Here is a 14939-nt window from a genome sequence, read left to right as displayed (position 1 = left end):
ACGGATCGAGAACACGTGCCAGCGATTTTCCGGGCCCGGTGACCCAGCGCACAGCCGGAAGTCGTTGGACATTCCGGGTCCGCGACCACGATCATTGGCGCGGTGTCCACACCTATCGACCAGCTCCGGGATCCGTCGCGGGAGACGGGCGAGCCGTTTCCGTGGTCGGCGGCCATCGATTCGACCTATTCCACCCGCGACGCCATCGACGCGCTCGCACTCGCCCCGTTCCTGCGCGGCGAGCAGCCCTTCGCCCGGCAGGCGCACCTCGACCGGGTCCATCCCGACGCGCCGTTGCGACCCGAGGGGTCGACGATCCTGCGCTCGGTCTTCGACGACGACAGCAGTGCGATGCTGGCCGCCGGGGCAGGCTGGTCGCTGCGGGCGGTGCGCTGGGCGGGCGGCTCGGCGACGATCGAGGTGACCGCCGCAAGCGATGAGCTCGCCGTCGAGGTACTCGCGCGCGCCACCGAGGGCGCGGCCCAGGCTCGCGACACCGCGTCGACGGTGGAAATGGGCTTCTGGCACATGGACGTGCGGCGGCCCGCGCGCAGACGCAGGCAGATCGTCGCGCCCGCGTGGCCGGAGATCCGTGGCAACTACACCGCGCCGGTATCGGCCGCGTTCGACCGGCTGATGAGCCTGGGCACCGACGACATCCGCGGCAGGCTCGTGCTGCTGCACGGCGAGCCGGGCACCGGGAAGACCACCGCCCTGCGGGCGCTCGCGCGGGCCTGGGCGCCGTGGTGCCAGGTCGACTGCGTGGTCGATCCGGAGGAACTGTTCAGCAATCCCGGCTATCTGATGGAGGTGGCGGCCGGTGCCGACGGTGACGACGAGGACGGCCGCTGGCGGTTGCTGGTGCTCGAGGACTGCGACGAGCTGATTCGCGGCGAAGCCAAAGAAGCGGCGGGACAGAAGCTTTCGCGGCTGCTGAACCTCACCGACGGCATGCTCGGTTCGGGACGCAAGGTGCTCTTCGCGATCACGACCAACGAGGACCTGTCCCGCCTGCACCCGGCGGTCGTGCGGCCCGGGCGGTGTCTCGCGCAGCTCGAGGTGGGCAGGCTCTCGCCCGAGGAGGCGACGCAGTGGCTCGTCGGCCAGGACCATGCCGCCGCCGCATTCCCCGACGGCGCCACGCTCGCGGAGTTGGTGGCCCATCGTGACGGTGGAATTCAGATCCGCTCGACGGTCGAGCGAACGACCGAGGTCGGTATGTACCTGTAGGACTCGCACTCAGCGATGGACGACGGAGGCCGCCCCCGCGCAGGCGAGGGTGAGGACGAGGGGAACGATCAGCGCCGCGGTGAGCGGGATGATCGCGGTGAGCCAGCCGATCACCGCCGGGCCCGCGAGCAAGCCGAGGTAGCCGATGGTGAAGACGCGCGACATCTCGGTGGCCGCCTTCGGTCCGCCCAGATTGCCTGCCGCCGTGAAGATCTGGGGCACACCACCCGCGAGCCCGAGACCGCACATCGCCCAGCCGACCAGGGAAAGCGGCAGCCAGGGTGAGACGATCACGACCGCGAAACCGGCCGCGCACAACAGGCTTCCGTAGCGCAGCAGCGCCACCGGTCCGATCGCCCCGCTCACCCGGTCGGCCAGGAAACGGCCGATGGTCATCGTCGCGGAAAACGCGCCGAACGCCAGCGCGGCGTCACCCTCGGACACATCGAGGTGTTCGCGGACTTGCAGCGCGCTCCAATCGGCGACCACACCTTCGGCCAGCAGCAGTACGAAGGCGATCAGCCCGAGCCACAACACTTTCCGGTTCCGGTGCGATTGCCGCTCTGCGTCGTTCAGGCTCGAGTCCTCGTCTCGGGCCCGCTGCTCCCGGGCTTCCGGGCTGCTGAACGATCCGGGAGCGCCGGTGATCTCGGACGGTGTCGGTGGGAGGTCTTCGGCGGGGAGCGTGTCGTAGTGCTCGGGGTGGGAAGCGGGCTCGCGGTGGTGGGAGAGGAGGTGGGGGACAAGGGCTGCGGTGGTGGCCAAGCCGAGAAGGCCGGCGGCGGTGAGCGTTATCTCGGGGGCGATGCCCGCGCGCTGGGTGGCGGCACCGATGATCGAGCCGACGAAACCGCCTGCCGAGAACATGGCATGGAAGGCCGACATGATCGGGCGGCCGTAGCCGCGTTCGACGAGCACCGCCTGCGCATTCATCGATACGTCGAGCGCCCCGTTGCCGAAACCGAAGCAGGCCAGCGCGATCGCCAGGCTCACCGGCCCGGTCGCCAGGCCCGGCCCGACGATCGTCACCGAGATCGCCGACGCGGCCAGCGCCACCAGCGTCCGGCTGCCGAGCCGGTCGGCGGCGGGGCCGGCCAGCCGCATCCCGATCAGCGCCGTCCCGGCGAGCAACAAGACGAACATGCCGAGCGTCGACGCCGACACCTCGGTCCGGTCGGTGATCGCCGGAATATGCACCACCCACATCGCGAGCAGCACCCCGTTCAGCGTGAAAGCGCCGAACACCGCCCCCCTGGCCGACCGCAGCCGACGATCAGTCGCTGGCGTCACCCCATCGACGCTACCGGCCACCCGCGAGACCCTCCCCGAATTCAAGATCGCCACGCTCTGGTGGCGGCATTTCGCGGCACCGGAGCGTGGTGATCAATCGTCCAGGATCTACTGCGGGGTCCAGACTCCGGTGGCGGCGGTCTGCTTGGCGTATTCGGTGAAGTCGCGGGGTGCGCGGCCGAGGGCGCGCTGGACTCCGTCGGCGGTGGCGGAGTTGCGGCCGTCGAGGATGGTGCCGAACAGATAGTCGAGCAAGCCGACCACGTCCTCGGGGAGCTCGTAACTGCGCAGAGCCGCAACGAATTCCGGCCGACCGATCGGGATGAAGGCGATCTCGCGGTCCGCGGCCTCGGCGATCTCGGTGACCGCTTCGGCGAAGGTGAGCGCCCGCGGGCCTGTGAGCTCGTAGATCTCGCCGACGTGCCGGGGATCGGTGAGAGCGGCGACGGTGACCTCGGCGATATCGTCGGCGTGCACGAACGGTTCGGGCACATCACCGTTGGGCAACGCGACAGTCCCTGCGAGCACATCGCCGAGGAAGGCGCCTTCGCTGAAGTTCTGGGCGAAGAAGCTGCAGCGCACAACGGTCCAGGCGAGCCCGGACTCACGAACGGCCGCTTCGCATTCCAGCGCTTCGGGCTCGCCGCGGCCGGACAGCAACACCACCGATCCGACGCCGGCCGCGCGGGCGGCGGCGGTGAAGGCGCGGATCGTGTCCGGTGCACCGGGGACGGCGAGGTCGGGCTGGAAGGCGAGGTAGATCGCGGTGACCCCGGCCAGGGCGGGACCCCAGGTCTCGCTGTCGGCCCAGTCGAAGGGGATCTCGGCGGACCGCGAACCGCGGCGCACCGGGTGACCCGCCGCGTCCAGGAGGGCGGCGACGCGGCTGCCGGTCTTGCCGTTGGCGCCGGTGACGAGGAAAAGAGGCTGGTGAGCAGCGGTGTTTGTCATGAGATAAGTACACCGGTGCCGGGCCTGCGTCACCATCGTCGGAACGCTCGCCGACATGCGCGGTCGTCTACTGTGAAAGATGTGGATGCGTTAGCCGGTCTGCTCGAGGGCCCACGTGCACGCGGTGCGTTTCTGATGTGCTCGCTGCTCAACCCGCCGTGGTCGCTGCGGGTCCAGGATCAGGCGCCGTTGACGGTGCTCGCCATGATTCGCGGAAAAGGCTGGGTGAGTACCGAATCCGGTTCGCCCCAACAGGTCGGCGCCGGTGATGTGGTGATCTTCCGTGGGCCGCAGCCGTATACGGTGTCCGACGATCCGGCGACCGAGCCGCAGATCGTCGTGCAGCCCGGGCAGGTGACGACTACGCCCGACGGTGAAATCCTCTGTGAGACATTGACTCTCGGTGTTCGGCAGTGGGGTACCGACCCAGGTGGGGAGACCCTGATGGTCACCGGGACCTACGAGTCCGCCGGTGCCGTGAGCACCCGGTTGCTGCGCGCCCTGCCACAGGTTGCGGTCCTACCGCGTGGCGACCTGGATTCCCGGCTGCTCGACCTGCTCGTCGACGAGGCGACCAGGGACCGCCCCGCCCAGGGCGCCGTCCTCGACCGCCTGCTCGACCTGCTGCTCATCGCCGCCCTGCGTGCCTGGTTCGCCCGCGACGACGCACCCGCCTGGTACCACGCCTACAGCGACCCGCTGGTCGGCAAGGCGCTGCGGCTGCTGCAACACAACCCGGCGCATCCGTGGACCGTGGTCGCGCTGGCCGACGCGGTCGGCATGTCGCGGGCCGCGCTGGCCCGCCGGTTCACCGAACTGGTCGGCGAACCGCCCATGACTTTCCTGACCGAATGGCGGTTGTCGCTGGCCGCCGACCTGCTCGCCGAGACCGATTCGACCGTGGAATCCATCGCCCGCCAGGTCGGCTACGGCAGTGCGTTCGCCCTGAGTACCGCCTTCAAACGGCACTTCGGGGTGAGTCCGCGTGACCACCGGCAGGGTGGGGGAGCGGCTTTGTCGTCGTCGGCCTGAACCGGGCTGGCATCATGACGGCATGGATTACCCCGTGCTGTGGCCGATGCCGACCCGCTGGGCCGACAACGACCAGTACGGTCACGTCAACAACGTGACCTACTACTCCTACTTCGACACCGCGGTCAATGCCTGGCTCATGCGGGCCACCGGCACCGACATCACGGCGCTGCCGGCGCTCGGTGTGGTCGCCCAGACCTCGTGCCGGTTCCACGGCTCGGTCAGCTTCCCCGACCAGCTGCAGGTGGGGTTGCGTATCTCCCGCCTCGGCAAGTCGAGCATCACCTACGACCTGGCGATCTTCCGGGAAATCGACGGTGGTCTCGAGCTGGCGGCCACCGGCGATTTCGTGCACGTCTACGTCGACAACGAAACACGCAAGCCGGTGCCGATTCCCGACGTGGTGCGTACGGCCGCCGCGGAACTCGTGACCGAGTAACAGTCCTACCCGCGCAGTGCTTCCTGGAAACGGCGCATGCCCGCGATCCATCGGTCGTAGTCGGCGCCCTTGTTGCGATACATCTGCAGCACCTCCGGGTGCGGCAGGATGAGGAAGTGTTCGGCGGCCATCGCCTCGATGACGGTCTCGGCGACGTCCTCGGTCGACAGCACCGCGCCCGCGGTCTTCACCGCCTTGATCGCGAAGGCCGCGGCGTCGGGGTTCTCCGGGATGAGGTCGCCGCTGAGCAGCCGGGTGTCGACGCCCATCGGACACAGGCAGCTCACGCGAAGGCCCTTGTCGCCGTAGGTGATCGACAGCCATTCGGCGAACGCGACCGCCGCGTGCTTGGTCACCGAGTACGGTGCCGAACCCAGCTGGGTGAGCAGACCCGCCGCCGACGCCGTCGAGACGAAGTAGCCTTCGCCCCGTTCGACCCAACCCGGCACGAGCAGCTTCGCGGCCCGCACGTGCGCCATCACATTCACATCGATCGCAGCGGCCCACTGGTCCTCGGTGCTGTCGAGGCCGGGCCCACCGCCGATTCCGGCATTCGCGAAATACAGGTCGACCGGGCCGAATTCGCGTTCGGCGGTGGCGATGAGCTGCGCGACCACCTGTTCGTCGGCCACGTCACCACCGACTGCTATTGCCTTGTCGCCGAGTTCGGCGGCCACCTTCGCCGCGCTGTCACCGTCGAGATCGGCGACGACGACTCGTGCGTCACCGGCGACCAGACGGGCGGCGAGTGCGGCACCGATGCCCGCACCCGCGCCGGTGACGATCGCGACCTTGCCTGCTGTCTCCATGCTCGCACCCTAACGGCGCCGCCGCCGCTCCCGCATCGGATCGCGGGCGGTTCAGGTGGCGGCCACCGGCTCGCGGACCGGTTCGGCGGGTGCCTTCGCGGTGCGGGCAAGCGTGCCGAGGACAGTGTGGTTGAAGGCCAGGTTCAGCAGGAAGGCGGTGGCCGCGCCGAGGGTGACACCGCTGTCCAGCAGGATCTGCGCCGAGGTGGGGAACTTGTCGAACATGTCCTTGGTGAAGACCGGTAGCAGACCGATGCCGATGGCCGTGGCCGCGATGGTGGCATTCACCCGGTCGGTGAGGTCGGCTTGCAGCAAGGTCTGCACACCGACCACGGCGACCGTCGCGAACAGGACCAGACCCACGCCGCCGACCACCGGTTTCGGGATCACCGCCACTACTTCACCGAAGCGGGGGACGAGGCCGAGCAGCACCAGGATCGCCCCACTCACCGCGGTCACGTACCGGCTGTAGATCCTTGTCGTCGAGACCGCGCCGACGTTCTGGTTGAAGATGGTGTCGATGAACGCGGTGAAGACGCCGCCGAGCACACCGGACAGGCCGTCGCCGACCAGGCCGCGCGCGAGGTCACCTCTGCCGAGCGGTTTTCCGGTGATCTCGCTGATCGCCAGCATGCTCGCGGTCGACTCCGCGAACACCACCGCCATCACGATGCTCATCGCCACCACGGCGGTCACCGGGAACTGCGGTGACCCGAAGTGGAAGGGTTGCGGAATGCCGATCCAGTCGGCGGCACCGACGCCCGCCGTCGAAATCAGCCCCATCGGCAGCGCGATCACGATGCCCGCGACCAGCGCGATGAGCACACCCAGCTGTGACCACACGCCACGACCGAGACACACGAAACCGACCGCGATCAGCACCACCACCGCCGCCAACCCGATACTGGACGGCGACGCGAAGCTCGGCGCCTTCGGATCGTTGCCGATGATCAGGCCACCGGCCACCCCGATCAGTGACACACCCACCACGGTCAGCACGGTCCCGGTGACCAGCGGCGGAAAGAAGCGCGCCACCCGCGCGAACGGCCACGCCAGGGCCACACCGACCACGCCACCGATCAGCATCGACCCGTACACCGCGTCGAGTCCGTACTCCTTCGCGATCAGAATCATCGGATTGAGCCCGACGAAGGTGGCACCACACACGATCGGCAGCCTCGCCCCGGCCAGCTTGCCGACCCCGAGACTCTGCACCAGGGTGATCACCCCGGCCACCAGCAGATCAGCACTGATCAACAACCCGATCGTCGCCCGATCCAACCCCGCCGCCGCCCCGAAAACCAGCGGCACGGTGATACACCCGGTGTACATGATCAGGACGTGCTGCAGGCCGAAAGCCAGTTGCCGACCCAACGGCAACCGGGTGTCGACAGGATGTGCCTCGCTCATACACAGGTTGTAGCCCCCGATTTTTACAGCGGGAGCGCACCGTGTTTCGCCTGCGTTGCGGGACTCGTATATTCCCCGATCCGCTCAGGTGGGGGCGGTCCGGCCAGGTCAGACGCGGCTGAGGAGGGTCAGGGGGTCCTCGAGGAAGGTCGCGGTGGTGGCGAGGAAGCGGGCGCCGAGTTCGCCGTCGATCATGCGGTGGTCGAAGCTGAGGCCGAGGGTGGTTGTCCAGCGGACGGCTAGTTCGTCGCGGAAGACCCAGGGGCGCTTGCGGATCGAGCCGACGCAGAGGATGGCGGCTTCGCCGGGGTTGACCAGCGGGACGCCCGTGTCGACGCCGAAGACCCCGACATTGGTGATGGTGAAGGTGCCGCCGAGGAGGTCGGCGGGAGTGGCGTTGCCCGAGCGGGCGGTGTCGGCGGCCCAGCTGATCTCGCGGCACAGTTCGCGCAGGCTCAGGGTTTGCGCGTCTTTGAGGTTCGGGACGAGCAGCCCTCGATCGGAGGCGACCGCGATGCCCAGGTTCACGTAGTGCTTGGTGACGATCTGCTGATTCTGCTCGTCCCATGCGGCATTGATGCCTGGGTGTTCGGCGATGGCGGCCAGAGCGGCACGCGCGACCAGGGCCAGCGGGGTGAGGGTGAGTCCTTCGAACGACTTCGTGGTGCGCAGATGGTCGAGCAGTTCCATCGATGCCGTGCAGTCGACGGTGACGAATGTGCTCGCCTGCGGAATGGTGCGGGCGCTGGCCAGCATCGCGGCGGCGGTGCGCTTGCGGATTCCGGTGACGGGCGTGCGTTCCTCGCGGGCCCTGGACTCGATGAGACCCGCGTCGTGCCCGTTCTGCTGGGCGACAGCGGCGAGCTCGGCCCCGGGCTTGGCCCGCGGTCCGGTGACCGGCACGGCCGAGCGCACGTCCTCGACGGTGACCGCGCCCTCAGGTCCCGAACCCGCGACGTACCACAGGTCTATCCCGAGCTCCTTGGCCAGTTTCCGGGCCGCGGGCGTGGCAGCGGCCCGGTGCGTGCTCGGCGTAGTGGACGCCATCGACGGTGTCGGCTTGCGGCGTCGCGAGGTGGCTTCGGCCTCGGGCCCGTACCCGACCAGCACGTCCCTTCGATCCTCGGCGGTGGGCGGGTCGGTGACCTCGAGGTCGTTGCGCACCCGGATCAGCGGGGCGCCCACCGGCACCGTATCGCCGGGCGAGGCAAGCAATTCGACGACCGTTCCGGAGAACGGCGACGGCAGCGCGACCACCGCCTTGGCGGTCTCCACCTCGGCGATGGTCTGGTTCAGTTCCACCGTGTCGCCCACGTCGACGGCCCACGAAACCAGGTCGCCGTCGGCGAGGCCCTCACCCAGGTCGGGGAGACGGAATTCGAGCACGTGTCCGTCGTCGCCAGCGGGTTGCGGCACGGGCGCACCTTTCGTCGTCATGCGGCTAGGCAGCGGTCGACCGCGGCGAGGATGCGGTCGGGATCAGGCAGATGGTGCTTTTCGAGCTTAGCCGGGGGATAGGGGATGTCGTAGCCGCCTACGCGCAGCACGGGCGCCTCGAGGTGATAGAAGCAGCGCTCGGTGATCCGTGCCGCGATCTCGGCACCGAGCCCGGCGAATACCGGCGCCTCGTGCACGATCACCAGCCGTCCGGTCTTGTCGACGGATTCGGCGATGGTGTCGACATCCAGCGGCGACAGGCTGCGCAGATCGATCACCTCGATCGAGTTGCCTTCCTCACCAGCGATTTTCGCGGCGGTCAGTGCGGTGGCGACGGTACCGCCGTAGGCGAGGACGGTGGCATCGGTGCCCTCGGTGAGCACACGGGCCTTGTGCAGTGGCAGGTCGGGTTCGCTGTGGAAGTCCACGTCGGCCTTGTCCCAGTACCGGCGCTTCGGCTCGAAGAAGACCACCGGATCGTCGAGCGAAATGGCCTGCCGGAGCATGTGATAAGCGTCGGCAGGCGTACTTGGCGACACCACACGCAGACCGGCGGTATGCGCGAAATACACCTCCGGCGACTCCGAATGGTGTTCGACGGCACCGATACCGCCGCCGAACGGAATGCGGATCGTCAACGGCGCCTTCACCTTTCCACCCGTCCGGTAGTGGATCTTGGCGACCTGCGACACGATCTGGTCGAACGCGGGATAGACGAAACCGTCGAACTGGATCTCCACCACCGGTCGGTACCCACGCAATGCCATTCCGAAAGCCGTTCCCACGATGCCGGATTCGGCAAGGGGCGTATCGATGACGCGATTGTCGCCGAAATCCTTCTGGAGCGTGTCGGTCACCCGGAACACCCCGCCCAGCTTGCCGATGTCCTCACCGAGCAACACCACCTTCGGCTCGTCTTCCATGGCGCGGCGCAGACCCGTGTTGAGAGCGGCGGCGAAGGTGGTGATCATGACTGCGCTCCTTCGGCGAGGTAGGCCGAGAACTGTTGTGCCTCTTCGGTGATCAGCGGGTGCTCGGTCGCGTAGACGTGATCGAACATGCGGAGTGGGTCTGGGTCGGGCATCTGCAGCGTCGCGGTGCGTACCCGGTCGGCGACCTCGTCGGCCGCGCGTGCGACCGAGCGGGCGAACTCGTCGTCGAGCAGACCCTCGCGTTCGAGCAGCAGCCGCACCCGCTCGATCGGATCGCGCCGCTCCCAGTACTCGATGTCGGCAGCGGTGCGGTACCGGCTCGGGTCGTCGGCCGTGGTGTGCGGACCCATCCGGTAGGTGATCGCCTCGATGAAGGTGGGGCCGCCGCCGCTGCGGGCGCGTTCGACCGCCTGGCGGGTGACGGCGAGCACGGCCAGCACATCGTTGCCGTCCACCTGCACACCGGGAATACCGTATCCGTCGGCCCGGCGCACCAGTGGTACGTGACTCTGCACGGTGACCGGTTCGCTGATCGCCCACTGGTTGTTCTGGCAGAAGAACACCACCGGTGCGCTCCAGGTGGCGGCGAAGCCGAGCGCCTCGGCGATATCGCCCTGGCTGGTCGCGCCGTCGCCGAAGTAGGTGATGGTGGCGATGTCGGCGCCGTCGAGGTGGGCGGCGTAGGCGTAACCGGTGGCGTGCAGACCCTGGGAACCGACGACGATATTGGCGTTGGTCATGTTCACCGCGTCGGGATCCCAGCAGTGGTGGGCAACTCCGCGCCACAGCCTCGTCAGCTGCTCGGGCGGTACGCCACGGCAATACGCCACCGCGGTCTCGCGGTACGAGCAGAAGATGTAGTCGTCGGGATGCAGTGCGTGCACCGAGCCGACCTGCGCGGCCTCCTGGCCGAGCATGGGTGGCCACAGGCCGAGCTGACCCTGGCGTTGCAGGGCGGTCGCCTCGAGATCGATCCGGCGGGTCACGACGAGGTCCCGGTAGAGGCCCCGCAATCGTTCGGCATCGATATCGGCGACCAGCGCGCCGTGCTCACGATCGAATACGCGACGTCCGTCCGGCTGGATCAACTGGACCGGGTAGGTCTGCTTCTCCGGCATCGAGATCGCCTCCTCTCCACCGCGCCTTGTGGGCCGATGCGGGTACGACTGATCGCTGAGTGCGATGTGTATCACACAGCATCCACGATACCGCCACCTGCGCAAGTGAACGACACGTGACTGAGCAGAATGCACGTTGTGCTGGGGTGTAGCACTGTCATACTGCGTTGTATGACCAGTCGCGAACCCGCCGTGACCCTCGACGCGACCGACGCGCGATTGCTGCGCGAACTGATCGCCAGCCCCCGGGCCACCGGGGTGGAACTGGCCGCCCGGCTCGGGTTGTCACGCAATACGGTGCAGGCGCGACTCGCGCGCTGGGACAGCGGTGGGGTGCTCGGCAGTTTCGAGCGCCGCGTGGAACCGCGTGCTCTCGGCTATCCGCTGGCAGCCTTCGTCGCGGTGGTCGTCGACCAGCACCGGCTGGATGCGGTGGTCGACGAGCTCGCCGACGTTCCCGAGGTCACCGAGGTCTGCGGCATGACCGGCGAAACCGACCTCACCGTCCGCATCGTGGCCCGCGACGCCGACGACCTCTACCGCATCGCGGGCGCCATCCTGAAGATCCCCGGCGTCGAACGCACGAACATGGCGCTCGTCATGCGTGAACTCGTCGGACCACGCACCGCACCCCTCCTCGACCGCCTCGCCGACCCGGACTGAGATCGACGGAACCTGCGGGTCAGGCTGTAGGGCCCGGATTCCACCTGACTCGGACGGAAGGCTCGGCGGAGCGCGCGGGTCAGGCCGTGAGGTCCGGATCGACCTCAGCGCACCTACTTCTGAGCTGGGAGTATGCGGCGGACGATGAGGCCGGCGAGCAGCGCCCAGAAGGCGCCGCCGATCCCGAGCAGGGTGGTGCCGGAGGCGGCCACCAGGAAGGTGACCAGGGCGGCGAGGCGGTCGCCCGGGTCGGTGAGGGCGGCGGAGAGGGAGGCGGCGAGCGTGGCGAGCAGGGCCAGGCCCGCGACGGTTTCGAGGGTGCCCGCGGGTGCGGCGGCGATGAGGGTGACCAGGGCGGCGGAGGCCAGGCCGAGGACCAGATAGGAGGCGCCCGCGGTGGCCGCGGCGATCCAGCGGCGCTTCGGGTCCGGGCTCGCGCTCGGGGCGGCGGCGAGCGCGGCGCTGATGGCGGCGAGGTTGATGGCGTGACCGCCGGCAGGGGCGCCGAGGACGGTGCCGATGCCGGTGACGAGCATGGCCGGCCGCCACGGCACCTGGTAGTCGAAAGAGCGCATCACCGCCACACCGGGGATGTTCTGCGAGGCCATCGTCACGATGTAGAGCGGAACGGCGATACCGACGATCGCCTGCCAATGCCAGTGGGGCGCGGTCCATTCCAGTGTCGGAACCATGGCGGACAGGTCGAGGTGCCGATCGGCGACCACGATGTCGATGCCGGTGCCCACAGCCGCCGTCGCGAAGGCCACGAGCACCGCCCACTTCGGTGCGTACCGTTGCAGCACCAGCCACACCACGATCACCGGAACCACCACGGCGGGCGAGGTACGCAATGCCTGCACCGGAGCCAGGCACAGCGGAACGAGCACGCCGGCGAGCATGGCCTGGGCGATCGGCACGGGAATCGCCGCGACCAGCGAACCGAGACGCTGCCACAGACCGGTGACGACGATCAGCACGCCCGTCACAGCGAACGCCGCGACCGCGCCCGGCCACCCACCAGCCACCAGGCCGGTGCTCACCAGCAGTGCCGCGCCGGGCGTCGACCAGGCGAGGGTGATCGGAATCCGGTACCGGAAGCTCAACAGCAGGATGCCGATGCCCTGCGTGAAACACAGCACGAGCAGTCCCGACGCCGCCTGCGCCGGACTCGCTCCCACCGCCCGCAACCCGCTCAGCACCACCGCGAAGGAGCTGGTGAACCCGACCAGCGCGGTCACCGCGCCCGCACCGAGCGGCTGACCTATCCCGGCCGGCTGCTCGGTGGCATCGGACGACGAACTGGTGGAGACCTGCGACATTCGGCAAATCCTGCCCGACGGGTCTGGGAGCGTCACCGGCCAGTAGCGCGAAACTGGCCTGATCCGGCCCGCGGTGCCGGCCGCTCGATCACCACGCTCCGGTGGCGTGTGGCTCTCGGTCGTTGCCGCCACCGGAGCGTGGTGATCATCTGTCCAGCCTCCGTCCGATGTGTGGGGTGCGGTTTCGGGTGTGGGTGGGCGGGGAGTGCGTAGGGTGGCGGCGGGGGACGGACCGGGAGTGAGGAGTTGGCGTGGGTGCGGTGCTGATCTCGGCGGCCGAGCTTCGGGAGGAGCTGGCGGCGAACAAGATTCATCTGCTTGACGTGCGGTGGGCACTCGGGGATCCGGACGGTCCACAGCACTATCTCGACGGGCACATTCCGGGCGCGGTGTTCGTCGACCTGGAGACGGAACTGGCCGCCGCACCGTCACCGGCCCGCGGCAGGCACCCTTTGCCCGACCCCGGAACCTTCGAGAAGTGCGCCCGCAGCTGGGGGCTCGGCGCCGATGAGCCCGTGGTCGTCTACGACGCGACCGGTGGCATGGCGGCGGCCCGCGCGTGGTGGCTGTTGCGCTGGGCCGGTGCCGACAACGTGCGCATTCTCGACGGTGGGCTGCCCGCCTGGACCGCGTCCGGCGGAGAACTCGCGACCGGTGCCGAACCCGATCCGACCCCCGGTGACCTGGTAGTTCGACCCGGCGCGCTGCCCGTGATCGATGCGGACGCCGCCGCGAAATGGTCGGGTGTCTTGCTCGATGCTCGCGCGGGCGAACGTTTCCGAGGCGAGGTGGAACCGGTCGATCCGCAGGCCGGTCATATCCCAGGCGCCGTCAGCGCGCCGACCGCCGAAAACCTCTACCCCACAGGTCATTTCCGCACCGCCGAGGAATTGCGCGAGCGCTTCGCCGAGTTCGGCGACGGACCGGTCGCGGTCTACTGCGGTTCCGGCGTCACCGCTGCGCACGAAATCGCCGCCCTGGCCGTCGCCGGGATCGACGCCGCCCTCTACCCGGGATCCTGGTCCCAGTGGTCCAACGACCCGAAGCGTCCGGTGGCGACGGGCGCCTGACAGTGGCGGCACCCATCAAGGACACGTGCGGGCGATGTCGTGGAGGGCGGCGTTGTCGGCGGCGGTGATCGGTAAGTCGTAGGCGACGGCGACGGTGAGGTACTTGGCGGCGTAGAAGCAGTGGTTGGGCCGGGCGGGTGGCAGCCACTCGCCAGGCATGTCGTCGCTTTTGGACTGATTAGTCGCCTTGTTGGTGGCGAGCAGGTTGACGGCGAGGTCGTTGGCGAAGCGCAGACGGCGTTCCGGTGGCCAGGCGTGTGCGCCCATGTCCCAGGCGGCGGCGAGCGGATAGACGTGGTCGATCTGGATGTCGCCGCCGTCGGACTTGCGGAAAGCGATGTCGGTGCCGGTGTAGGGGTCGGTGAGCACGCCTTCCACCACCACGCAGCGACCCCGGCGAACCACATCGCGCAGCTGCGCGGCCAGCACGTTGTTGCGGGTGTCGCAGCCGTCGTGACCGCCGGGTGCGTCGGTGTCGTCGGACCAGGCCGGACCGAACACACAACCCTGCCCGGCCTTGCAGCCGCGTTCGTACCCGCCGGGGTGCGGTCGCGCATCGATCACGCGCACCTGATCGAGCAGCGCGCTCACCTCTGCCCGCGTGGGACTACCCGGCGCGGGCGCGACCGGTTCGGGCGCCAGCACCCCGCAACCCGCGCACGCGAGCACCAGCACGACCAGCCACGCGAGTCTCCCCATGCACAGGTTGTAGCCGACCCCACCGACAACTTCGCCGACTTGCCTGTGCCACTACAGCCAGGCGCGCGCCAGGATGTCGTCGGCCGCGAGCTCAGCGGCGTGTGGCGGGAACCGGGTGGCCGCGATCGAGGAGATGTGGGTGCCGTCGTGGCCGATCAACCACGAACCACCCCGGTCCTCGCACTCGGCGATCTTGGCGAAGACGGTGAGCAGGAAGGTGATGGAATCGCGCGGGTCGGCCGTGTGGGCCAGTCGCTGGGATTCACCGGGCCGGGACAGATCGATCCATACGCCGGACTGACCGTCCAGGCGCATGCCGACGATCTTCCCGGCATCGACGAACGTGAACTTGCGCCGCTCCCACGGGGTGGTGGGGGTGTAGCTCTGCTCGAGAACCTGGAGCAGAATCGTCATCGCTGCCCTCCGCACGCAGTCAAGGGGTTCATCGGCCGAGCCGGTTCGTGGCCGGTTCGCCTGGGTGGATATGCAGTTGTCGCCGGTGATCTTCCGGCCGTGACCAGGGAATATCCAAGTATGTTC

15 protein-coding genes are annotated in these 14939 nt (G+C 68.8%); 5 read left to right on the top strand and 10 right to left on the bottom strand.

The window, feature by feature from the left end; translation table 11 throughout:
• Positions 1–102: 102 nt before the first annotated feature.
• A complete protein-coding gene (locus HYG95_RS25130) occupies positions 103–1230 on the top strand; it encodes a DUF5925 domain-containing protein (RefSeq protein WP_370465731.1) in 1128 nt (375 codons plus the stop codon).
• A gap of 9 nt (positions 1231–1239) precedes the next feature.
• Here the strand turns inward: HYG95_RS25130 and HYG95_RS08820 are convergent, their stop codons facing one another.
• Positions 1240–2520, bottom strand: coding sequence for an MFS transporter (locus tag HYG95_RS08820; protein WP_370465730.1), 1281 nt, complete (start codon positions 2518–2520; stop codon positions 1240–1242).
• A gap of 108 nt (positions 2521–2628) precedes the next feature.
• Positions 2629–3471: an NAD(P)H-binding protein gene (locus HYG95_RS08815; RefSeq protein ID WP_181697512.1), complete on the bottom strand. Its 843-nt coding sequence runs from the start codon at positions 3469–3471 to the stop codon at positions 2629–2631.
• 81 nt (positions 3472–3552) lie between these two features.
• Here HYG95_RS08815 and HYG95_RS08810 point away from each other — a divergent pair, with 81 nt between their 5' ends.
• Positions 3553–4503, top strand: coding sequence for an AraC family transcriptional regulator (locus tag HYG95_RS08810; RefSeq protein WP_181697511.1), 951 nt, complete (start codon positions 3553–3555; stop codon positions 4501–4503).
• Between the two features lie 22 nt (positions 4504–4525).
• Positions 4526–4942, top strand: coding sequence for a thioesterase family protein (locus HYG95_RS08805; RefSeq protein WP_181697510.1), 417 nt, complete (start codon positions 4526–4528; stop codon positions 4940–4942).
• A gap of 5 nt (positions 4943–4947) precedes the next feature.
• On the opposite strand, the gene HYG95_RS08800 is transcribed toward HYG95_RS08805, so the two are convergent.
• The 5 genes from HYG95_RS08800 to pdhA all read right to left on the bottom strand — a co-directional run bounded on the left by HYG95_RS08800 (position 4948) and on the right by pdhA (position 10648).
• Entirely contained in the window at positions 4948–5751 is an 804-nt protein-coding gene (locus HYG95_RS08800) for an SDR family oxidoreductase (protein ID WP_181697509.1), read from the bottom strand.
• A 51-nt stretch (positions 5752–5802) separates the two neighbouring features.
• On the bottom strand, positions 5803–7161 hold the full coding sequence (locus HYG95_RS08795) for a uracil-xanthine permease family protein (protein ID WP_181697508.1): 1359 nt from the start codon (positions 7159–7161) through the stop codon (positions 5803–5805).
• Positions 7162–7269: 108 nt separating this feature from the next.
• Positions 7270–8598, bottom strand: a complete 1329-nt coding sequence (locus HYG95_RS08790) for a dihydrolipoamide acetyltransferase family protein (RefSeq protein WP_181697507.1) — start codon at positions 8596–8598, stop codon at positions 7270–7272.
• Complete coding sequence (locus HYG95_RS08785) at positions 8595–9569, bottom strand: alpha-ketoacid dehydrogenase subunit beta (RefSeq protein ID WP_181697506.1); 975 nt, start codon at positions 9567–9569, stop codon at positions 8595–8597. The genes HYG95_RS08790 and HYG95_RS08785 overlap by 4 nt, the downstream gene beginning before the upstream one ends.
• Positions 9566–10648 (bottom strand): pyruvate dehydrogenase (acetyl-transferring) E1 component subunit alpha, encoded by a 1083-nt coding sequence (pdhA, locus tag HYG95_RS08780; RefSeq protein ID WP_181697505.1) that lies wholly within the window; start codon positions 10646–10648, stop codon positions 9566–9568. The genes HYG95_RS08785 and pdhA overlap by 4 nt, the downstream gene beginning before the upstream one ends.
• A gap of 171 nt (positions 10649–10819) precedes the next feature.
• Here pdhA and HYG95_RS08775 point away from each other — a divergent pair, with 171 nt between their 5' ends.
• A complete protein-coding gene (locus tag HYG95_RS08775) occupies positions 10820–11311 on the top strand; it encodes an Lrp/AsnC family transcriptional regulator (protein WP_067981501.1) in 492 nt (163 codons plus the stop codon).
• A 113-nt stretch (positions 11312–11424) separates the two neighbouring features.
• Here the strand turns inward: HYG95_RS08775 and HYG95_RS08770 are convergent, their stop codons facing one another.
• Positions 11425–12630: a benzoate/H(+) symporter BenE family transporter gene (locus HYG95_RS08770; protein WP_181697504.1), complete on the bottom strand. Its 1206-nt coding sequence runs from the start codon at positions 12628–12630 to the stop codon at positions 11425–11427.
• Positions 12631–12881: 251 nt separating this feature from the next.
• Here HYG95_RS08770 and HYG95_RS08765 point away from each other — a divergent pair, with 251 nt between their 5' ends.
• A complete protein-coding gene (locus HYG95_RS08765) occupies positions 12882–13700 on the top strand; it encodes a sulfurtransferase (protein WP_181697503.1) in 819 nt (272 codons plus the stop codon).
• A gap of 15 nt (positions 13701–13715) precedes the next feature.
• Here HYG95_RS08765 and HYG95_RS08760 read toward each other — a convergent pair whose 3' ends face one another.
• Positions 13716–14399 (bottom strand): HNH endonuclease family protein, encoded by a 684-nt coding sequence (locus HYG95_RS08760; protein WP_181697502.1) that lies wholly within the window; start codon positions 14397–14399, stop codon positions 13716–13718.
• Between the two features lie 51 nt (positions 14400–14450).
• The gene (locus HYG95_RS08755; RefSeq protein WP_067490527.1) at positions 14451–14813 is read right to left on the bottom strand and encodes a hypothetical protein; all 363 of its coding nucleotides are present in this window, start codon (positions 14811–14813) and stop codon (positions 14451–14453) included.
• Positions 14814–14939: the final 126 nt, after the last annotated feature.

This window comes from Nocardia sp. GTS18 (assembly GCF_013839555.1).
Taxonomy (GTDB): Bacteria; Actinomycetota; Actinomycetes; order Mycobacteriales; family Mycobacteriaceae; genus Nocardia; species Nocardia rosealba.
Note: the sequence above shows the minus strand (reverse complement) of the source record. Positions and strands in the feature narration are given on the sequence as shown.